The sequence below is a fragment of the Halomonas jincaotanensis genome (genome assembly GCF_018448785.1).
In the GTDB taxonomy this organism is placed as follows: Bacteria; Pseudomonadota; Gammaproteobacteria; order Pseudomonadales; family Halomonadaceae; genus Halomonas; species Halomonas jincaotanensis.
In genome coordinates this window covers 78143-100650 of record NZ_JAHCLU010000004.1, presented here as the reverse complement: position 1 = coordinate 100650, position 22508 = coordinate 78143, and the positions used below count along the sequence as shown (strand labels likewise).

The 22508-nt window shown below is 58.8% G+C and carries 13 protein-coding genes; 9 read left to right on the top strand and 4 right to left on the bottom strand.

Features of this window, described 5'->3' with window-relative positions; all coding sequences use genetic code 11:
- Positions 1-107: 107 nt before the first annotated feature.
- The 8 genes from dapD (at position 108) to KG088_RS05540 (ending at position 10389) form a co-directional block, all read left to right on the top strand.
- Entirely contained in the window at positions 108-1133 is a 1026-nt protein-coding gene (gene dapD / locus KG088_RS05575) for a 2,3,4,5-tetrahydropyridine-2,6-dicarboxylate N-succinyltransferase (RefSeq protein ID WP_213824510.1), read from the top strand.
- On the top strand, positions 1120-2286 hold the full coding sequence (dapE, locus tag KG088_RS05570) for a succinyl-diaminopimelate desuccinylase (protein WP_213824509.1): 1167 nt from the start codon (positions 1120-1122) through the stop codon (positions 2284-2286). The genes dapD and dapE overlap by 14 nt, the downstream gene beginning before the upstream one ends.
- Before the next feature lie 7 nt (positions 2287-2293).
- Complete coding sequence (locus KG088_RS05565) at positions 2294-2692, top strand: hypothetical protein (RefSeq protein WP_250148088.1); 399 nt, start codon at positions 2294-2296, stop codon at positions 2690-2692.
- Positions 2693-2855: 163 nt separating this feature from the next.
- On the top strand, positions 2856-4340 hold the full coding sequence (gmtY, locus tag KG088_RS05560; protein ID WP_213824508.1) for a gamma-mobile-trio recombinase GmtY: 1485 nt from the start codon (positions 2856-2858) through the stop codon (positions 4338-4340).
- A gap of 1 nt (position 4341) precedes the next feature.
- Entirely contained in the window at positions 4342-6981 is a 2640-nt protein-coding gene (gene gmtZ, locus KG088_RS05555) for a gamma-mobile-trio integrase GmtZ (protein ID WP_213824507.1), read from the top strand.
- Positions 6981-7661 (top strand): gamma-mobile-trio protein GmtX, encoded by a 681-nt coding sequence (gene gmtX, locus KG088_RS05550; protein WP_213824506.1) that lies wholly within the window; start codon positions 6981-6983, stop codon positions 7659-7661. Before gmtZ ends, gmtX begins: the two co-directional genes overlap by 1 nt.
- Before the next feature lie 56 nt (positions 7662-7717).
- The gene (locus KG088_RS05545; protein ID WP_213824505.1) at positions 7718-8173 is read left to right on the top strand and encodes a VPA1267 family protein; all 456 of its coding nucleotides are present in this window, start codon (positions 7718-7720) and stop codon (positions 8171-8173) included.
- A complete protein-coding gene (locus KG088_RS05540) occupies positions 8170-10389 on the top strand; it encodes an AAA family ATPase (RefSeq protein WP_213824504.1) in 2220 nt (739 codons plus the stop codon). Before KG088_RS05545 ends, KG088_RS05540 begins: the two co-directional genes overlap by 4 nt.
- A 457-nt stretch (positions 10390-10846) precedes the next feature.
- Here the strand turns inward: KG088_RS05540 and KG088_RS05535 are convergent, their stop codons facing one another.
- Together KG088_RS05535 and KG088_RS05530 are read right to left on the bottom strand one after the other, a co-directional pair.
- A complete protein-coding gene (locus KG088_RS05535) occupies positions 10847-15355 on the bottom strand; it encodes an NACHT domain-containing protein (protein WP_213824503.1) in 4509 nt (1502 codons plus the stop codon).
- A 1135-nt stretch (positions 15356-16490) separates the two neighbouring features.
- Positions 16491-17105 (bottom strand): recombinase family protein, encoded by a 615-nt coding sequence (locus KG088_RS05530; protein ID WP_213824502.1) that lies wholly within the window; start codon positions 17103-17105, stop codon positions 16491-16493.
- A gap of 334 nt (positions 17106-17439) precedes the next feature.
- Here KG088_RS05530 and KG088_RS05525 point away from each other — a divergent pair, with 334 nt between their 5' ends.
- On the top strand, positions 17440-19428 hold the full coding sequence (locus KG088_RS05525; protein WP_213824501.1) for a cation:proton antiporter domain-containing protein: 1989 nt from the start codon (positions 17440-17442) through the stop codon (positions 19426-19428).
- A 1-nt stretch (position 19429) separates the two neighbouring features.
- Here the strand turns inward: KG088_RS05525 and KG088_RS05520 are convergent, their stop codons facing one another.
- Positions 19430-19777 (bottom strand): P-II family nitrogen regulator, encoded by a 348-nt coding sequence (locus tag KG088_RS05520; RefSeq protein ID WP_213824500.1) that lies wholly within the window; start codon positions 19775-19777, stop codon positions 19430-19432.
- Positions 19778-20229: 452 nt separating this feature from the next.
- Complete coding sequence (locus tag KG088_RS05515) at positions 20230-21936, bottom strand: potassium/proton antiporter (protein WP_213824499.1); 1707 nt, start codon at positions 21934-21936, stop codon at positions 20230-20232.
- Positions 21937-22508 lie beyond the last annotated feature (572 nt).

The following is a 22508-nucleotide window of genomic DNA, read 5'->3' as shown; positions in this document are numbered from 1 at the left end:
CGGGCACCTGCGCCAACAACGGACACGACCTATCGCGTTTCTGTGCTCCCGTATTTAATCTGACAATATTAATTTAGAAATTTTTCATTTAAAAAAAGGACCTCCCCATGCTCAGTTTTGCACTCGGCATCGGCACCCAGAATACCCAGGGCGATTGGCTTGAGATCTATTACCCGGCACCGCTACTGCACCCGGCTGCCAGCCTGGTCGAGGCCGCCGCCAGGGTCGTGGATGCCCCGGCAGGCAACGCAGCGGTGAGCTTTCTGCCCGAACACTGCAGTGAACTGGCCAGCGCCCTGCGCGACGCCGACCACTCCGAACAGGCCGAGTTGGCCGAGACCCTGGCCGCCAGCAAGCGCCCACTGGTGGCGATGTTCCTTGCCGATGATCAGCCGCCCCAGAGCGCGCCGGAGGTTTATCTCAAGCTGCATCTGCTGTCTCACCGCCTGGTCAAGCCGCACGGCGTCGACCTCACCGGCATGTTCGGCCTGCTGCGCAACATCGCCTGGTCCAGCGAAGGCCCCATCGATATCGAGGAACTGCCGGCCCGGCGACTCAAGGCGCGCCTCGAGGGCCGTCCGCTGTCGGTGGATTGCGTGGACAAGTTTCCCAAGATGACCGACTACGTGGTTCCGGTCGGGATACGCATCGGCGACACCGCACGGGTACGCCTGGGCGCCTATCTGGGCGAAGGCACCACGGTGATGCATGAGGGCTTCGTCAACTTCAACGCCGGTACCCAAGGCCCGGGCATGATCGAAGGACGCATCTCCGCTGGCGTCATGGTCGGCAAGGGCTCGGATCTTGGCGGCGGCTGCTCGACCATGGGTACGCTCTCCGGCGGCGGCAACATCGTCATCAAGGTCGGCGAGGGCTGCCTGATCGGTGCCAACGCCGGCATCGGCATTCCGTTGGGCGATCGCTGCACCGTCGAAGCCGGACTCTACATCACCGCTGGGGCCAAGGTCACTCTGCTCGACGACCAGGGAGAGGAGGTCAAAGCCGTGTCGGCCCGCGAGTTGGCCGGACAGGACGACTTGCTGCTGCGTCGCAACTCGATCAATGGCCGCATCGAGTGCCTGACCAACAAGAGTGCCATTGCCCTCAACGAGGCGCTGCATGCCCACAACTGAGGCGCAATCCCCGACCCTGGCGCTGGCTATCGACCTGCTGAGCCGGCCGTCGGTCACCCCGGACGACATGGGCTGTCAGGCAGTTATGATCGAGCGGCTCGAGGCCATCGGTTTTCATATCGAGCACCTGCCCTTCGGCGACGTGGAAAACTTCTGGGCCACACGCGGTCACCACGGCCCCGTGCTGGCCCTCGCCGGCCACACCGACGTGGTACCCAGTGGCCCCCATGTGCACTGGGATACGCCGCCCTTCGAACCCTGCATCGACGCTGAGGGCATGCTGCGCGGCCGGGGCGCCGCCGACATGAAGGGCAGCCTGGCGGCCATGGTCACCGCAGTGGAGCGCTTCGTTGCCGCCCACCCGGACCATCACGGGCGGATCGCCTTCCTGATCACCTCCGACGAGGAGGGCCCCGCGGTCGATGGTACCCGCGCCGTCGTCGAGCACCTGCGCGAGGCCCATGAGCGTCTCGATTACTGCATCGTCGGCGAGCCCTCCTCGACCGACCGACTCGGCGATGTGATCAAGAACGGCCGGCGCGGATCGCTCGGCGGCGTACTGCGTATCAAGGGCGTGCAGGGCCATGTGGCCTATCCGCATCTGGCGCGCAATCCCATCCACCAGGCGATGCCGGCCCTCGACGCCCTGGTGCGCGAGCCCTGGGACACGGGAAACGCCTTCTTCCCCGCCACCAGCTTCCAGATCTCCAACATTCGCGCCGGTACCGGCGCCACCAACGTCATCCCCGGTGACGTGGAAGTGGTCTTCAACTTCCGGTTCTCCACCGCTGTGACCCATGAACGCCTGCAGGCTCGCACCGAGGCGCTGCTCGATGCGCATGGCCTGATGTACCATCTCGACTGGACGCTCAACGGCGACCCGTTCCTGACCGCCGAAGGCGAGTTGATCGATGCCGCGGTGGCCGGAGTAAAAGCAGTACTCGGGCATCGACCCACGCTGTCGACCTCCGGCGGCACCTCCGATGGCCGCTTCATCGCCAGCCTGGGCAGCCAGGTGGTCGAACTCGGCCCGCGCAACGCCACCATCCACAAGGTCAATGAGCGGGTACGCGCCGCCGATCTCGATGACCTGAGCCAAGTCTACGAGGCGATCCTCATCAGACTCTTCGTCGACGGCACCGCCCAGCCTTGAGGCCATCATGACCACTGACGCGATGCGCTACCCCGATATCGAAATCTATCTGGCCAAGGCCTCGCGAGACGACCTGGATGACTGGCTTCGCGTGGCGATCCAGGCTGATACCCTGGCACCCGCCGGCAAGCAGCAGTGGCGTACGCGTGGTCGGTTCGGCCACGATGAGATCCCGGTGATGCTGGTGGAAAAGGCCGCCGATGGATTCGCCAGCCTGTGGTTCGACAGTCCCCACACACCCTGGGACACCGATCGCGCCTGTGCCCGAGCCGCCGCCGCCCATCTCGGCTGCGAGGTTCGCTGCTCGCTGGGCGGCTGGCAGCCCGGCGATGATCCGGATCGGTTCCTGCGAGTCTTCAGCGACGGCCGGGAGGAAGAGATCACCTGGCCCGACTCGGGTCGTTGACGCCGGGGCCAATAGCCCCGAAACGACAGCGCCCCGCAGGTGTTACATGTAGCACATAAATGTGTGTAATTTTGATAATTAGCCACCTTCGGGTGGCTTTTTTGGGCTATCTATTAAGATATTCCTATAGTATAAAGCATGTAAAGAGCGTAAGGAAAAGGGTATGGTCTCGGTCAGAGTGATTGGCAAAATCGTTGAAGATAACACGGGGGTCACCAGCGAGATTCCTCTGCTGATGACAGCGGAAGGAGAGGTTTCGTCGTTAACCGACTACCTGCTGATCCTGCACGCGAATGGACGATCAAAGTCGATGATGAATAAAGTCGTTCGGTCGGTTGCCATGCTTCTCGAGTACTTGGAAGCGAACACCGAAGCGTTCACCGACCCCGAGCAGATGTTTCAGACGTTCGTCAGGCGACTCTATAGCGGGACGACTTCTGAATCGGGGCTAGACCCTTCCGGCCTGTTTTGGGTACCTGCCTCAGAAACGACAGTGAAAGAGCGCATCGACGCACTCTCAGCGTTTACGGAATGGCTTGCCACTAAACAAGGCACCACGCCCTTGAACCCGTTGCGAAAAGCATCGCCCCATGAAGAGCGACTGAATTATGCCGCGTGGTTTCGGTGCAATCAGAACGACTTCTTGGGTCACATCAAAGACAAGTCCATCAGCACTACTGTCAAACGGGCACGAAGCATCAAGGGTCGTACTCTTCTGATGAGGACGGAAGATGATGCGATTGCTTTTCCCAATGCCAAGTTCGAAGCCTTCTTCACACAAGGCATAGGCGGCGCGAAAGATCCCCGGGTCGCCCTGCGAGACAAGCTAATTCTTCTTTTGATACACGGCGCAGGATTGAGGATTAGCGAGGCCATGCTGCTGTGGGTTACTGATGTCTTTGAAAAACCCGAGGACCCCAGCAAAGCCATTGTGCGCATCTACAGTGAGCGCGAAGGCGTGGCTCCTGATGGATGGAAAAACCGCCAGGGTGACAGAACTCGAAAAGCGTATCTCTATGAAAAATACGGGCGCATGCCGCGTTGCGATATGACAAGTACGCAGTTTTTAGGCTGGAAATCGAGGCTGGTCGACCACAATGACGGCTATCTCATTGCTCAATGGTTTCCCACTGACTTTGCCCAGCTTTTTATGAGCTTATGGAAAACATATCTGAAGTACCGAGCATCGGCAGATGCGCACCATCCCTACGCGTTCATAAGTTTCGACAGTAAGGCTTTCGGGAACCCCTACACGATCAACGCCTTTAATCAGAACTATGCAGCTGCATTACGCCGCATAGGCTTGGAGCCGAACAAAGCCGATGGTCTTGACCCCCATGGACATCGACATAACTACGGTCGGCGCTTGACCTTGGCAGGTCTCGACCCGCTGGTCATTAAGAAATGCCTTCACCATGCCTCTTTGGAATCGCAGGTCAGATATACCTTGCCTGGTACCAAGCATGTTTCGGACATGCTCAATTCGGCCACCGAGCAACTAGAACAGTCGGGCATAAACCAGCAACTAGCTCAGTCCAGTACCAAGGCGACGAACATGGACTGGAAATCCTTGGTAGAGCACGGCTTTGGCGATATCGATCCGCAGGGGCTTTATACCGGCAAGCAACCGAAACTGAGAAGCGTATAAGATGGCAAAAATACAAAATTATGGACGTTCGTCAGATCTGACATTGTCCTGGCTCACTCAGATGCATGGCGAAGACTGGCTGCAATGGCAGCAGTATGCCGCCGAGTGGATGGCAACTCAGGATACTGGCATTCACCATAGGCTGGATGCGTTAAGGCACTTCTTTGAAACTTACCTAATCCGCAAGGTTTTCAATACCAAAGACCCTTTAAGTTTTTTAAGAGGGAGAGATGAGCACAAAGCTTCCACTGAGGAGTTTGTCGAAGCGATCCGGACTGCCGGCGTCAGGAGCCAAGCATCACAAGCGGATCATGTGGTTCAAGTGATTGCTTTTATTGATTACATTATCGATCAACATTATTGCGCTGAGGATGATCACGGTATAGCACGACCCATTGTCTCTAATCCTTTTACGCGAATATTAAAGATCACTTCTACGCAGGAGACGGTCAGGAACCCGCTGCCTTACAGATACATTCAGCAGTTGCGGGAAATTGTGTGCCCTTATTCGGCTGGCGGCGTGAAAGAGAGCTCACGAAATGCAAATGGGCAATGCATACCTTGGAGTGGTCGGCATTTCCAGCACTGGTCATGGGCGCAAGAGAATGTGTTTACCTCTTGGTTTGAGGTTGACCCCAGCATTATCGATCACGACGATCCTGACTGCGTTTGGCGCACCATTACCGTTACGCGAAAAATGAAAAAAGTCACTGTGCATCAGATGTGGTCACCAGTGGTGGCCATGGTGCTCTTTGTGAAACTGCACCTTCCGCTCCGCACCTATCAGGTTCGCTTTCTGGATTCCGGTGAGGCGGATACTTGGCGCTATGATGATGCGCGCTGGGCACTGAATCCGCATGCCTTCGCATACGGTAATAAAAAGCGCCCCTACGCCAAGGGCATTTTCCGCCGCACCCATGACGCGATGACAGAGACCTATGCCACCGGTCTCTACGTATCTACCAACAAAACAGCTGATCAAAACAGGGGTGAACTAGATCGCGGGTACACAATTCCCTGGCAGCATGAGGAGCTGTTGTATTGGCTTAATAAGCTTCGCAATTGGCAAGAGAAGTACAACCCTATCACCGGGCCGGTGAGTGCTGTCGAACTGGATAGAAAACATACCAAGCGCGTCGTGAGCAAAACCGCACTTAAAGCAATGGGTGATTTTTGCTTTTTATTTCGACACGCCAGCGCAAGAAATATTGAAGACCGAAAAAAACCAGTTTATGAAAAGCCCGTCCTGAGCTCGTGGTATCAGCTACTGTTCCAGCTGGAGAAGAACTTGAAGGCAACAGGCATTGAGCTAAGTGACGGTAGCGCACTGAAATTAGTGGAGGGCTATTCGGAAGAAACGCCTAACATGGAAAAAGTCAAAACTTTATTTCCTCTCCATAGTCTCCGGGTATCGCTTATCACTGCCTACACAATGGATACTGCCCTGCCCCTTCCGGTCATTTCCAAGTTGTTGGCGGGGCACACGCGCCTGCTAATGACGATCTACTACAACAAGATCACGCCCTCAGTCATGGCGGCAAAAATGCAGGAAGCCCATGATGCGTTGGAAGCCAAGTCCGAAGCCTCGATCCGAACTTTCCTAAAGGACGCCGAGCTTTCCCAAATCCAATGTCGCACCGTCTACAACAGCGAAGAATCGGTTCAAGCAGCCTTGGTCAACCGTAACCCGATTGGCTGGGAGCACCGCTCGGGAGGATTGTGCCTGGTCGGAGGCAACACCGTCCGGTCGGATGAACTCAGCACGCTGGGGGGCTGCTGGAACGGCGGCCCGGCCATAGGGGATTCACAGAGATTTCATCATCGTACTTATTTGCCAGTTCCTCATGGACCAGAAAACTGTATTCGTTGCCGTTGGTTCATTACCGACGCCAGCTACCTGCCCGCGCTGAACAGCCAATTCAACCAAATCAGTTACAAGGCTCATCAGGCGGCAAGTCTGTCAGTGGAGATCGAGGGCGAGCTGGAAGCCTTGAAGGATGAGCTTTTCTTCGCGGAGGAAGAAGGGTCTCTGTTCACCAAACACGATGAACTTCAGGTGCTTGAGAGGCGATACGAAAAGCAACGTGTGGAGTCCGACGAGTACGCCAAGGATTACATCGAATGCTTCAATCTGATCCAGCGCTTGATGGATATCGAAAACCAGCGTGGAGAGGGCGACGAGAGCCAGAAGCTCATAGCGGTGGGCTCGCCTCAAGATCTAGCTGTAAGCATGCGCTTCATTGAGACAAAATCCGAATTACTGCACTTGTCACTACTATGCGAAGACGCTGAGTTCTATCCTGACTTACTGGACGACCTACGCAAGACACCAGCGATCGAAAAGCGAACGCGACAGCTCAGCCGGATGATGATGCAGAAAGGATATGATCCGATATTGATGGAAATGGACGAGCGGGCGCAGTTGATCGCCGCAAACGCACTGCTTCGAAAAATGGCTAAGATCGCGTACCCAGACGACAAAATGGAAGGTTATCGAATCGCGGCGAATTACATCGAAGCTCAAGAGTACCTGAAGGACGATAGTCTTCTGAACATAGGTCTTGAACAAATGCAGATAGCCGCTCCGATGGCGCTTTCGAGCCTCAAGCATGGGCTGATTGAACTTGAGGAGATCACCTGATGGAAATCGATATCGGGGTAATCCTCGAAGGCCTCAAGGACGGCAAGACGAAAAAGACACAGCAGTCGCTCGATAAGCTCAACGAAACCTTGCGCGAGTACTACGAGCGCGGCGAACGCGACTTCTCGATCACCGCCATCGGTCGACTTTCGGCAGAAGACGGGGGTATCGGCTACGAGTCCATCCGGGCGACGGCCAACAAACACTACCGCGATCTGATCGAGGCATGGGCGGCGAAGGCCAAGACCACCACCAAAAAGCCCCTTAGCAGGCAGAGCCGATCCCGCCGGGTGCCGCAAGACAATCAACTGCTTGAGCGCATTCCCGATCCCGCACTGCGGGTGCTGTTCGGGCAGATCATCGCCGAGCGCAACCGCTATCGTACCCAGCTCAATATTCTCAAGAACCAGGCCGAGGTCGTGATCGACAGGAGGCCAGTTAGGAATTTTGAGGCCCAAGCCGAACCCTCGATTGAGCTTCTGCCTTCGCTCAAGGGCATCGTCTCGGATAACGAGATCAAGGCGCTGCGGTTCGCCGCTTCCGATGAATGTATCGAACGTCAGGGGTGGCTGGTCACGCAAGCGGGACAAGTGAAAAACGAGCTTGGGGAGGAGGTGTTTCCCCGTGGGTTCATGACGGGGCTACGTAAGCTGGTGGGCGAGGTGGATGCCGATGCGTAATTGGCGTAGCTACCATCGAAGCGCAGCCGGGCTGCCGCGAAGTGAAGGACACGAGTATGGCTAACGGAAAGCAACTCGCGGCTGAGAACCTGAAACGGTTTGCGTCATGGTCGGCAGAGCGAGAAGCTGCCGGCGACTGGGCCGACTACATCCGTCAAGGCCAGCTTAACCGCACCGAGGTCGCCGCAGAGTGTGGCTTTGCCAAGTCCGTGCTACGCCAGAACCCGGCGGTGAAAACCGCCCTGGAGGTGCTGGAAGCGCGTCTGCGCGCAGAGGGCACCCTTCCCCCAGGTAAGGGGGAGAGGCCGCCGCAAACGCAAGATGAGGCGGCCTCAGCGTCGGTAGGCCGGCGCATTGTCACGATCAACAGCCGCAGCGAGCAGCGCGTGAAGGCGCTGGAAGAGCAGAACGCTGCTCTGCGTGCCGAGGTGTTGGTGCTGCGCGAGCAGCTCAAGCGTTACCGGACGATCGATGACCACCTCGCCCAGACGGGTCGCATGGTGCGGCCATGACAGATCTCTCGGTCGAACTGACCATCACGTCCATCCTGAGTCGCGGGGCGCGCGGCGGAGTCATCATGGCCGGTGTCGATACCAAAGGTCGGCGGTACGTGGCGCGCTGTAGCTGGACGCTGATCCCCGACGCATCCTTCCCCGGCAAAGGCCAGCGCTGGGCGCTGCGCGGTTCAGTGAGCACCTACCAGCAAGAGCAGCAGATCGATGCGACGCACGCCGAACTACTGAGACCCTCGGGCAACAACATGATCACCTGGATTGCCGGTTGTCCTGACATCCCGGGCGTGGGCCAGGTCAAGGCACAGAAGCTCTACGATTGCTTCGGGCCTGATCTGGTGTCGCTGATCGAGCAGAAGGACATAGACGCCCTGAGCGCTGTTGTCAGCCCCGAAGCGGCTGATCTGCTGTGCCATGCCTTTAAGAAATACCAAGTCGCGCAGACGCTGCTCTGGCTCGACCAGATGGACATGCAGCGGCGGATCGGTCAGAAGATCGTCGACTGTTATGCCGATAAGGCGCGGGAGAAGATCGAGGCCAACCCCTATGCACTGATCAGTTTCGAAGTGCGCTGGAAGACGGTGGATGCCCTGGCGCAACACCGATTCAGCGTGACCGAAGATGATCCGAGGCGACTTGAAGCAGCGGTCGAGGAGACGCTTTACCGGGGGCTCAAGGACGGCCACACCTGTTTGCCGGAAAAAGATGTCAAACGTCGACTCAAGACGCTGCTCGGTGACACCGATCTAGCTGAGCAGGCGCTGGTCACCGGCGGGAGCAGTCAGTACCGCAAGGTGGGTGACCTTTACCAGCCAACCGGCACCTATCTGATCGAGCTTGAGATCGCTCAGCGTCTCACGTGCATGACCGCTGGCGAAGTGGCTCAACAGGCGTCGATCTTCGCGACTGGCGAGGTTGATCACGGCGCGATGGAGGCGGCCATCCACTATTATGAGCGCACGCAGGGCTTCGCACTCTCGTCCGAGCAGCGCCAGGCCGTACTGTGCAGCGTGAGCGCCTGTCTCAGCCTAATCCTGGGCGGCGCAGGCACCGGCAAGACCACGGTGCTTAAGGCCCTCTACGAGGCGCTGGAGGCCGTGCAGCCCGGCGTGGCCATCTATCAGCTTGCGCTGGCGGGTCGTGCCGCGCAGCGCATGCAGGAGGCCACGGGGCGTGAGAGTTGCACGATCGCCGCCTTTTTCGCGCGGGTTTCCGAAGTGCCGCTTGGTAGTGATGCGGTGGTCATCGTCGATGAGGTGTCGATGGTGGATGCCATTATCTTCTATCGGCTCCTGCGCCACATCCCGCCTGGCACGCGACTGATCTTGGTCGGCGACCCAAGCCAGCTCCCGCCCATTGGCCCTGGCCTTGTGCTGCACGCACTCGCCGGTCACCCGGCAGTTGCCCAGACGGAGCTGAAAGTGGTCAAGCGGCAGTCGGATGCCAGCGGGATTCTGCCGGTTGCCGCGGCCGTACGCGGGCATACGCTGCCCGAGTACGCGGCCTACCAGGGCCGGGGCAGTGGAGTGTCGTTTATCGATTGTCCGGAAAACGCGCTCGATGAAGCCGTGGCGGGGCTCTACGCGGAGCTTGGCGGCAGCGGTGCCGACTACCACGTTCAAATCCTCTCAACCACGCGCAGCAACCCGGGCGGTGTGAAGCACCTGAATCAACGCCTGCATGAGCGCTATCGGCGTGACGACACGCCAGTGTACTGCGCTGACTCCCAATTCGGCGTGGTGCCCGCCAGGACACTTGAGTACGTGCCGCTCAAGGTCGGTGACCTGATCATCTTTACCAAGAACGACTACACGCTTGGGCTGCGCAACGGCTCGCTGGGCCGGATCATTGAAGCGCTGCCCGTTGAGGGTGCAGAGAGTGACTGCTGCAAGGTCGATTTCGAGGGCATTGAATACACCCTGAAGACTACGCAGCTTGAATCGCTCAGCCACGCCTATGCCATCACCGTTCACAAGTCGCAGGGGTCGCAGTTCCAGCGAGTCATCGTGCCGATTCGTCGGTCGCGCCTGCTCGATCAGGCCCTGATCTACACCGCGATCACCCGTGCGGTGGATCAGGTCGTGCTGATCGGGAATCGGGAGGCAGCGGCCGCAAGCATTCTCGCACCGGCCTCTGCCGCACGACGGTACGTTTCGCTGCCTGGGCTTTTGAAGGAGTCACACCACATGGAGCAAAGGCATATCCTTGATATTTAATGAGAGCCGACAGTCAGCGCTTTCTGGTGTCAATGGCCATCAGAAGTGACTCATATGCGGTCATAAATTTTGCCCCACCCGTACCTCTCGGCCGAGCTCCTATGTTCGAGCAAGCAGCTTCGCCCCATCCGTGCGTAGCTCTCCTTGAGGAGAAAGGTGCCGGTACAGTGTCTGCCGCGTGATGCCCAGCTCTTGGCAGAGATCACCGATGTCATTTTCAGAATACGGCTGCACAGAACACTCAGAAGCCGAATGCACCACGGCAGCGGAGGGAGGAATCCATAAGGCAACGAGGGCGGCAGCCGGTCAAAAACTGAAGTTTAGAAAAATTTGATATTTACTAACCTCAGCTTCAGCCGCAAGCGAAGCGAGTCGGTCTGAAAGCTTTTGTTTGCCCTAGAAACGTGTAAAGGGGGGCGCACCCTATGTCTCATGTTCCTTAGATCAAGGAGGAACGTCAGGGCTCCTCGGGTGGCCAAGATTGGCCTGATTCAAAATCAGGGTGACGCGGCTCATCTCTCGGCCTGCCATACTCCAGACGCCATTCCTCAATTTGGCCGAGAAGCATGCAGGCCGACTTCCGTCGTTTTTCGTCCTCAACCGCCATTCTGAAAAGTCGGACGCGCAGTTCGTTCGACGTGCGTGCGTGTTGCGTGAAGACGTTGGGATTTTGCCCATAGGGTCGTCGCTCGACGAAAGCACTTTCGAGTTGGTCCCAGATGCCTTGCGGCACCGGCGAGGGCTTAGCGTCATCGATCAGGCTCAGATTTCCCGCGAGGGCTTCGGGCGTTCTGAGCCAGTTCATCACCTTCGAGATGACGTGCCGATTGAGTTCCGGCAGGTCGAGTTCACACAAATTCCGCAGCCGCGCGGCCGCCTCGGGCCTGCGCTGGGTAAGCTCCGCGAGCCGTGCGACCAGCACGTCCTTGTGGTGAGGACGGCGCGTCAGCGCGATGCCGCGAATATCCGGATCGACAAAACCCACGAGTAGCTCATGCGCGCGCGGCGTGTCGAGTGCAGCGTAGGCATTGATGAAATTGTCCTCGCACTGCTCGAACGTCGGTACATCGGATGCGAGCTCGTACAGGAGATCGACGGCGGCATCCGATCGGCTCTCGCCGAGAGCGGTGACAAGCTCGCGCAGTTCATACCCTCGCAATCGCCGCTTGCCAAGCACGTCGCGCATCTTGGCGATCCCGGCGGCCGGGTCGTCGACGAACGGGCAGAGCGCGAGGATGCGGCGCAGAAGGTGTCTGTCTGAATCCTGCATCCAACTCTCTGTCCGCTCTACGATGGAATCGACCAGAGCGAACGCAATGGCCGCAGGCAAGACGACACCCGCCATCAACAGGCGATCGGCGGCGTCGAGGCAGGTGTAGTGGTCCCATTGGCCTGGCATGGCAATTACATCGAGCACGACCTCAGCGGAATCGCGACCGTCAATTGCAGCAAGCGCCCTTGCGAGCTCTTTCACGCCAGCGGCGGGTCTCCCGTCTGGGTTCTGTTCTCGCAGGCGCTTGAGTCCGGCATGGATAGCGGCGGCGAACCGTTTGCGCTGCTGGTCGTCGCCGGGCGGCGGAGTGCGGCCTTCGCGTGCGGCCCACATCAAGTCGTAGCGGAACGTCCGGCCGAAGGGACGCTCCGACTTCGGCACGAAGTCGCGCGCCATCGCGGCGGCCGCCTCGGAGCGGTATTCCGGCTCGGGAAGCAGTTCAATGAGTACCTGCTCGGCACCGGCCGCGTTGAGGTGCATGACGGCGACGATGTGCCGACGGGCACAGGTCATGATGCCGCCATTGCCGAGCGGTCCGCGATCGCCGGCTGCATGCGCGGCCCGGCCGCGGCGTACCCGTTCGATGTCGGCGCAGATGAGCCTCACCAGGTCCGCCATGTCTTCGGGCTTTCCGACTTGGGCGATCGACGAGGCCAGGTTGGCTTTCACCTCGCCGTTGAAGTCGTCTTGGCGCAGGACGACATCGACGCTACTTTTCAGGTAGGCGCGAAGGCGTGCCTTCAGGTCGTCGTCGGTGATGCGCAGAGGTTCCACGTCGGACCTGGCGACCCTGCTCAGAAGGCCGACCGCGACTTTGATGTCGAGCGGATCGCCGCTGGTGACGGACAAGAGGACACCGGCCGCGACGATATCGTCGGGAAGGCGGCGGAACACGACTTCCAGCTGCCTCATTATCTGCAACTCGAGTTCGTGCCGTACGCCGGGCTCCGCATCCACCTTACGCCGCAGCTCGCGCAGTTTCGCAAACACGCGCGCCGCAAGGTTGGCGTCTGAGCGCGCGGCAATGATGGAAATCATGCCGCCGAAGTGCCCGTTATTGAGGTCTTCGTTCTCGAGGCGTTGCAGGTATTTCTCGACGAGGCTGTCGGGAATGACGGTCGCAAACGGCAACCAATACTCGTGTTCGTAGAAGACGCCTTCGGCAATCTGGATGGCCACCCACTCGCTCACCCAGGCGGGATCGGTTTTACGCAGGTGCTCGAGTGCCGGCTGGATGTAGTGCGAACCCAGATTGCGCATGTCGCCGCCGGACAGCGCCGCCATCGCATCCTTGATGCTGCTGTCTAGCCCTGTCTCGCCGAAATCGATCAAATCGAGCACGGTTCGCAGACGCGCGGGATGGTCCGTAGTGCTCTCGATGATTTTCCGCATCGCGGCCATCGTCTTGGGTCTGAGGACCGCGGGCATGCGGTCGGTGTTTTGGCGCGCAACCTCCTCGAATGTCTGCGCATCCATCGAGTCGAGGACGCGGGTCAGCGCGTCGTCAGACCCGGTCCACATGAGGCCGGAGACCGCCGCCTTCTTCACCGCGATACTGTCATCCGCCGCAGCGAAGGCCGCAATCTCGCCATCGACACGATGATGAAGCAATTCGGAGACGAAATCCGTTCGCGCCTCTTCGCTCCAGCCGCTCACCTGTTCGCGCCAGTTCGGTCCAAGCGACGAGGCCTGGATGTCCGGCCAGAGCCGGTACGTGCTAAGTCGCGTTTGCTGGTCTTGTCCCGACAGAATTGGCACGATGATGTCGCAGAAGTCGTCCGCGCCGGTGGCGAGCATGGCGGCGATGGCATACTGCCGAAAGCTGCCGTCGCAGATCGCGTAGACGGCGCGGATGCACTCGCCGACGGCCGTGCGAACTTCATTCCAGACGGCTGTGCCGCAAAGCTGCCCGAGCTCGGCGGCAAATACGAGGTCGACGGCGAGCGCCATCTCCACCAGATTCCCGCCGGCGCGGGTGTTTCGCCTGGCGATTTCGCCGTCGCCGGTCTGCTCGGCAAACGTCTCGGCGATCATGCGCAGCGGTTCGGCCCATGCCGGATCGTTCACGTAGTCGGCCGTGAAACGGCTGGTCGCGTCGCAGTCATCTTCCAGCAGGTCGAGAAGCCGCGTGCGGACATTGAGCGCAGCGCAGTACTCCTGCAGTTGCTGATGCTCGAATTGAAACGCCGTTACCGGATAGTCAACGCGCTCGAGAACGTGGTGCGCCGTGAGCGTCGTGAGGACCGCCGGCGCTCCCACCGGCTCGATCTGGCCAAGGTGCGCAAGCTCTCGTGCTACGGCAGCAACGACAGCGCGGGCATCAGCCTCGGGCAATGCCACCGCACCGCGGCGGGTCATCTCAGTTGCAAGGGCTTTCAGGTACTCGGTTTGTTCGCCGAAGACCGGGGCTGATTGCAGTGCGTTTCTGTGTTCGTCTCGTTGTTCTTGCAGGCGAAGAACCTGGGCAATAATGCCGATCTTCGTGGAGGGAAAATCGGCGCCGGCTTCAAACAGCGACGCGACTTCCGAGAGGATGAACGGCGTGCGGGTCAGCTCGTCGAGCGACGGGTCGGCATCGATGCGGGTGCGAAGTTCGGCGACTCGCGCGCCAAGACGGGCCGTCAGATAGGCTGCCCGCTGCACGCGCCGAAGGCGCAACAACCTCAGCCTCAATGCACCTGGAAGCGGCGGCGTCAAGTGGTGAGTTCGGGTTGCGACGATGATGCCCGCGCTCGGAAAATCCCGTTCGAGCTCCCGGAGTGCCTCGTTCGCGTGCGCGGAATTCGACTCCGCAATTTCATTCCAGCCGTTCAACAACAACAGGAACGGTTCCGCCTGCTGCACGCGCGCGAGGTCGGCGGCTGTGAGACCTTCGGCCTGGAACGCAGGCATGCCGGCAATGTACTCAAGAATTCGTCGGCGAGATGACGTCCACGCCGGAAGTTCGACGATGAACGGTGTACCAGCGGTACGCACGCGTTGCGCGAGCTGTATCAGCGTCGTGGTCTTTCCCCGGCCGGCGGGCCCTTCGAGAACGATGCGGCGGCCCTGCGAGAGCGCCTGGTCGATCTGGTCAAGCGACAGCGCGTCGGCAGACTCCGCGCCATTCGGCTCCAGCCGCACCGCTGTGAGATCGATTAGCGGATGTCCTTTCGTCTTGCCGGCCCAAGTTCGCGTGACGGCGTCGGCCGCGCGTCTCGCTCTGAAAATGAGGTCCGCGACCTGCGGTTCGGCATCGATATCGAGGTGGAAGAAGCTGGCCCGAAGCGAGGCGTTCTCCGGCATCAGCATTAGCGTGATGATTTCCTCGCGCTCGATGATGTGAAGTTCAACCCCGTGGTCATTCTGAATTGCCTCTTCCCATCGCTTTCGGTCGGCGTTGCCGACTTTGGCGGACGTTACAAAGAGGAGCATCCCTAGGTCAGGAAAGTTCTTCTTGGCGGTCGCCGCGTCGTCAGAAACCTTCCTTAGCGTCGGCGTGATCGAGGCGGCGAGTCCCTTACCAATCCTCTCCGGCGTCAAGCTTGAGGGCGCGTAGGCATCGAGACCGAGATCCTTCTTGCGCTGGCGTGCAATGAGTTCGGGCCAATGCTTCTTGCCGAGTACTACCGCCAGCCCCTGAAAAAGCATCCCCTCCTCCTGCGAGGCGAGTTCATCGAGAGCCCTTTCGATGTCGGTTCTTAGAACAGCCATTCTCGCCCGCTCTTCTAGCTATAATCCACTGACTTCCCTACAAATCAAGTTTGCCTCGGCAGGCTAACACAGATAAATGCGACTGCAGCATTTTCCAGTATGCCCACTTTTAGTCGTCAGCTGTCTCACCTAGTCCATCAGCATAGGACTAAAGCACTCTTACCGGCCACGAGCAGAAGCTCACTGTACGTTCCTAGCTTCTCGCCATGCAGTTGGTGCAGTGGGTAGCGCCACTCACAACTCCATGACCGGCCGTATCAATAGCCGATTAGCTTTCGATCGGATAGGGCCCTCGGTCGAGCAGCAAGATGCCTGTCAGTGCGGCGGTCTGCGCACAGTGCAAATCAATCTGATCGCCAACGCAGTCGTTGATTATAATTTGCCATACGGCGGACATAAGGTAAGGGGACCGCATGCGAGCTAACTCGAGGTGTTTGTGTCGCCCCGTGCATCTATTGATTGGAATGGACGACGTGCACCTTGCGAGATACTGACGTACCTGGCCTCCGGGCGTCATGCTGCCATGAACAAGGAGATTGCGAATAAGACGAACCTCTGCGAAGCGAGGTGGCCACGTTAAGTGGTCAGTCCAATCTTGAGGCACAGCTGCCGACTCACAGATGCTGTCAAGCATTACTAAGCGTAGAACGGGATCGTCCGTGTGACGTGCGATGTCCCATGCCGAGAGCCTGAATTCGATAGCATCGTTCGACCAGCCAGAGTGGCTGGGCGGCATCTGAACTTGATGGTCCCATGCCGCTGCGACGTTTGCAGTCATTGCGCCGGGGGAAGGGTCAGCGTGCAAGGACGTTGCTTTGAGGAGCTTTCCGGTGAGGGCATTTACTCGCGACAGTTCTCGGCCAATCCACTGCGCTCCTCGATCACGAAATTCATCACTGTTCTCGTCGCTCGAGCGCGTCAAGTTAAACTCGACTGCTTCCCCAGAGACGCGACAGCCGGCCTGCTCGAGAAGAGCCGACTGAGGCTCCCGAAGTCCTGACACTGTGCATCGAAAGACATACTCCGACATTTGATTTGATCTCAGTTGTAAATGACGGCTTCGGGTCGACACCGGCAATTGGATCGTCGCCGAATTGAACCGCTGACCGTTTCAGGTCGTCGCCAATTATGCAGCTTAACTGCGGGAGAGCAGCTTTAATCCGTCTCGCCGCAGTTCGCCCTTGGGAGACACATGCCGGTAGAGCGTCTGCCGGGTAATCCCAAGTTCCTGGCACAAGTCGTCGACCTTGGTTTCCGGTTGCCCCATGCTGGCCATCGCCAGGCGCAATTTGGGGGCCGTCATCTTGTAAGGTCGCCCGCCTTTTCGGCCCCGTGCCCGCGCTGACGCCAGCCCAGCTATGGTGCGTTCGGCGATCAGCTCGCGCTCGAATTCAGATAAGGCCGCAAAGATCCCGAACACCAGCTTTCCAGCGGCAGTAGTGGTGTCGATGGCCGCACCATGGCCGGTCAGCACCTTCAGGCCGATGCCGCGTCCGGTCAGGTCATGGACGGTATTGATCAGATGGCGCAGGTCGCGCCCGAGTCGGTCCAGCTTCCACACGACCAAGGTGTCTCCTGGCCGGAGTGCTTTCAGGCAGCTCGACAGGCCGAGGCGGTCCTCGCGCTTACCGGACGCCTGGTCTTCATAGAGATGCGCCGGTTCGACGCCGGCGGCGCTTAGCGCGTCGCGCTGCAAGTCGGTGGCTTGGGAGCCGTCCGCTTTGGATACACGCATGTAACCAATCAGCATGTTACACCTGTCACATAAACGATCGATTATGTGACAGTGTTCATCAAGCGTGCCTGGTCGTCAAAGCTTGTCACTCATCGCGTCACTTAATCTATATGCTACAGATGGTCCCTCCTGGACATAATGTGACAAAACCCAAGGGAAGGACTTGCTCAGCAAGCACGGCGCCCCAGGCAGCGCGCCGTGCGTAAGGAAAAAGACTGAAACCCAACGCTTGGAAGAACCACTGCAGATGACATTACCCGCATTCGACGGTGCTGGTATGCTAAAGCGTTATAACACCACGCAATAGGAAAAAGTGCCTAACACCACGCGCGAAAAGGGAAAGTGACTCATGCTGGAGCAGGCACTGGTTCAGATGTTGCTGTTGTTAGGCGCTACGGTAGCTGTGGTATTGATCTTTCAGCGGCTTCGCATACCGCCGAGCCTGGGCTATCTACTGGTGGGTGTAATGCTGGGTGCCCATACGGCAGGGCCCGTGGTCGCCGATGAATATATTGGAGTAATCGCCGAGTTCGGCATTGTCTTCCTGCTCTTCACCATCGGCCTCAGCTTCTCAATGCCGCAGATCTATGCCTTGCGGCACACCATTCTCGGCTTGGGCACTGCCCAAGTTGCCCTGACGACGGCTGTGGTCGGCGTGCTGGCCTGGACACTAGGCCTGCCTGGCCCTGCTGCATTCGTGGTTGGGGCGGTGTTTGCCCAATCTTCCACCACTATCATCACCAAGCAGCTGATGGAGCAGGGAGAGAGTCAGACCCGCCACGGCCGGCTAGGGACCACCATGTCGGTATTTCAGGACATTACGGCGGTGCCCTTCGTGGTGGTAATTCCTGTACTGGGAGTAGCGGGTGCTCATGAGATTGCCGGAGCCCTGGGTCTTGCTTTGGCCAAGGCGCTGCTGGCCTTCATCATCGTACTGATCTCGGGGCGGCTATTATTGCAACCGCTTTTTCACCTGGTGGCCGAGAGACGTTCTGCAGAACTCTTCACTTTGACCGTTTTGTTTGTAACCTTGGTTTCCGCCTGGACCACTAAAACCCTCGGGCTCTCCATGGCCTTCGGGGCCTTCCTTGCCGGCATGGTGTTAGGCGATACGGCTTTCCGCCACCAGGTGGAATCCACGATCCGCCCCTTTCGCGATGTTCTCCTGGGGCTTTTTTTCGTCAGCATCGGCATGCTGGTGGAACCCGCCCAATTACCTGCGATCTGGAAGGAAGTCCTGCTCGGCGCCGTCGCCCTGCTAATGATCAAGCTCGTACTGGTCACGCTGATCGTGCGTTGCGCCGGGGTTGAGATGCAAACGGCATTCCGTACCGGCCTTCTGCTGGCCGTCGGCGGGGAGTTCGGCTTTGCACTACTGGCGATCGGCCTCGAGGGTGGCGTCATCGACAACTACTCCGCCCAGGTAGTGCTCACCTCGGTGCTGTTCTCGATGATCCTGGCCCCCTTCCTTATTCGCTACAATCAGCCTCTGGCAAAACGGCTGTTTGGGCACACCTCACGCAAACCGGACGGTAGTGCACCGACCCCAAAGAGCCTCGAGGAGCAGGGGCATGTCGTGATCTGTGGGTTCGGCCGAACCGGCCAAACCGTGGCGCGCTTTCTGGAAGCCGAAGGCGTGAACTATGTGGCACTGGACTTGGATCCTACCATCGTTCGTGAGGCACGCCTCGCGGGGCAACCCGTCTTTTTTGGCGATTCCTCCGATGCTGCTGTTCTGGAAAACGTGGGACTCGCGCGTGCGAGGCTACTGATCATCAGTCACGACGACCGCCCCACCGCGCTGATGACACTGCGCTATGCGGCACAGTTCGAGTTGCCGGCGGTGGTGCGTACCCGGGACGAGTCGGGTGTAGCAGAACTCCTCGAAGCAGGGGCCAGTGAGGTGATCCCCGAGGCCCTGGAAACCAGCATGATCCTGACGTCTCATGCGCTACAGACATTGGGAGTACCGCTCTACCGTGTCACGCGCCATCTACAGGAACAGCGAGCCAGCCATTACAGCATGCTACGTGAGCTGTTTCGTGGCAGCCTGGATAACATCCAGGATCACCGTCCAGAGGGCGAGTCGGAGAGACTGCATTCGGTAGTGCTGCATGAGGGCTGCCCGGCCATCGGTCAGCGCCTGGCTCAGCTGTATACGGAGAACGATCAAGTCTCTGTCACGGCACTGGTCCGAGACGGCCAGCGAAACCGCTATCCCGCGGAGGACACCGAAGTCCAGGCCGACGACGTGCTTGTGTTGCTGGGGACCCAAGATAATCTGGAGAAAGTTGAGCGTCGCCTGACCGGGACCGGCGCACCTTCGTCAAAGGAATAGCTTATTTCACGGGGTGCTCTTTGCTGAGCGCCTTAATGTGCTCGCTGAGTCCCAAGGCTCGACTGACCTCGAGCTCCAAGGCAATGCCGGTATTGAGGCTCTCATCCAGCCCGCCCGCCTCGGTGACCGCTTCAAGTACCTGGGAAGAGCGCCGAGCTTCTACCAGCACCAGAATCACGCTACGAGCCGCCATGAACTCCAGTCCGAAGAAGGTCAGATGCGGCTTGAGTCCTTTCCCCTGAGCGTTGGGGATGATGGTGGCGCCGGTTGCACCTGCATCACGAGCAGCATCCAGCACGATTTCGGTTTTGTCCTGGTCCACGAAGACCATCAGCAGCTTGAAGTCCATGTGATTCCCCCTCTCCAGCCAGATAGTGGACTCTTGGCATACTCTGCGACTCAACCGCCTGCAGCGCAAGATTGACCAGCTGCTAGCCGCGATCCTGTCACTCAACACTGTCGCCCACACTATGGGCGCCACCGGCCCTCGGCAGCTAGGTCACAGTGGCATACGGTGAAGCTTGGCCGGTTATTGCTTCGGCGGTAATGACGCAACTAATCTTTTTCCTCTCCGCGATCATCCCCAAGAGCAGTGCCGTCACTCTCTCTGGGGACTGCTCGATACGGTCACTTCTTCAGGGCAAGTCCCGCTGGGCCGAGCCCTGAGTCTCCATCCTTCGCAAACAATCACTATCACGCTAGCCGGTACTAGACACGACAAAGGCACACTGAATCTGCGTCTGGCGAAAAAGCGTTGCGATGGACTGCTGAAGCGCATAACACAGGGCTCTCGTCCCTGCATCAATAGAGCCGCAGGCCTACCTTGGTAATCCTGTTCCCCTCCATCCCGCTGACGACCCAATGAATACCGTGCCAATCCACATCGTCGCCGACCACCGGGTTACCACCGACCCGCAGGGAGACGAAATCGGCCAGGGTCAAGTCCTTTTCCCTTGGGCTCAAGGTCAGGCCATAAACATCGGCGACATCCCGCATCCTGGCATCGCCTTCGAAGGTAAAAGTGCCGAAGAAAGCACGCTCCTGTCGATGCTTGGCATCGCCGTTGAACAGGCGATTGAGGGCCGGCAGGTCGTGAGTCTGGCCAATCACACAGATTACATCACCGAGCTGAAGGCGCGTGCTGCCCTTAGGATGCAACATGGCATGATCGCGGAAGATCGCGGAAATCAATGCGCCCGAGGGGAAACGCAGCAGGCGGATAGGTACGTCATCGAGGTCGGCATTGGCCACGTCGTAGACGAACATCTCGTAATCATTTTCCGGCAATACCCCCAGGGGGCCACGGAGATTGGGCGTCATTGCGGCCGGGACCTCGACCTTCATCCAGCGGGCCATCCAGCCAATGGCGCCACCCTGGATCAGCAGCGACATTAAGACCACCGCGAAGGCTACATTGAAATAGAGCGACGCGTTCTGGACCCCCCCGATGACAGGGAAAATAGCCAGCACGATAGGGACGGCACCCCTGAGCCCGACCCAGGAAATGAAGCCAATCTCTCGCCAGCGGAACTTGAAAAAGGGTTTGACCGAGATGAGCACGGCCAGCGGACGCGCGACAAAGATGAGGGCCAGAGCGACAAGCGAGGCGGGAACGGCGTATTCAAGCAGTTCACTCGGGTTGACCAGCAAGCCCAGGATCAGGAAGAGCCCGATCTGGCTCAGCCATGCCAAGCCATCATGTACCGGCAGGATATAATTCAGATGGCGTCCTGGTTGGTTGCCGATCATCAGTCCGGCAAGGTAGATGGCCAGGAAGCCGCTGCCCCCTAGGACACTGGTCACACCGAAGACGAAAAAGCCGAGGGCCAGGGCCAGCAATGAGTAGAGCCCCGGCTCTAAGTCGACCCACCGGAGCAAACGGCCGATCGACCAGCCACCACCAACCCCGATGGCCAAGCCCAGTCCAAATTGAGTGAACAGGAACAGAATGTTGTCGACAGGACCACGGACCTCCCCGACTAGGGCTTCCACCAACAGGATGGTGAGGAAGATGGCCATGGGATCGTTGGTACCGGACTCGATCTCGAGGGTGGCCCCGACCCGCTCATTGAGGTTGATACCGCGTCCGCCAAGCATGGAGAAGACTGCCGCGGCATCGGTGGATCCGACGATGGCTCCCACCAGGAGCCCTTCCAGGAGGCTGAGCTGGAAGACCCACATCGACAGCATACCGATCAGGCCGCTAGTGATGAAGACGCCAAGGGTGGCAAGACTGAGCGCCGGCCTGAAACCCACCCGGAATGTCTTGATTCGAGTACGCAAGCCGCCGTCGAGCAGGATCATCGCCAGCGCCAGGTGGCCGATCAGGAATGCCACAGAATAGTCATCGAAGCTAATACCCAGCAGGCCTTCCTCGCCTGCCAGCATGCCCAGCACTAGAAACACCAGCAGCAAGGGCATTCCCACCAGGGTCGAAAGTCGACTGCCGACAATGCTCAGGGCAATCAAGAAGCCGCTGAGAATGAAGATGGTGTTGATGGTTTCCATAGCATCCTGCGTCGGCCTAAGATGCCGGGATTATCGCATGCCGAGGCGGCATCGGCGATGTGAACGCTAGGACGTAGCCCGCTGTTTCGACTCGTCATGGGTAAGTGGCTAAGGCTAAATTCGTCGTTCTTTTCAACTGTCGGAATCGATGGTTACCCTGGACCCATACTCCGATTCCCCGACTGCTGTTAGCTCACAAAGTACACCCTGTGAGCCATCCTCCCAGTGACGTCGCCTGGGCAACTCATAACTGTGGAAATCTATTGGGCCAGCCAACTTTGTCTAATCCATACCCTATGAGACTGAACGGTAGCTGTGCACATATCCACCGGACATCTGCGCCCTTTTGAGGGGGCGCTCCTGTCCAGTGGATATGTGCACAGCAATGTCAGGCACGGCGTGAGCACCCCCACTTCAGCATCTCGGCGGGAGTCGAGGTTTCTTACACACATAATTACACAGTGTGTAATAAAGGCAGTATTGAGAAAGCCCTGCCGTAGCAGAGCTTTATGTCACTCACTCACTTACACAAAATCTGCTATAAAGAACGCCTGCGGGGCGCTGTCATTGGT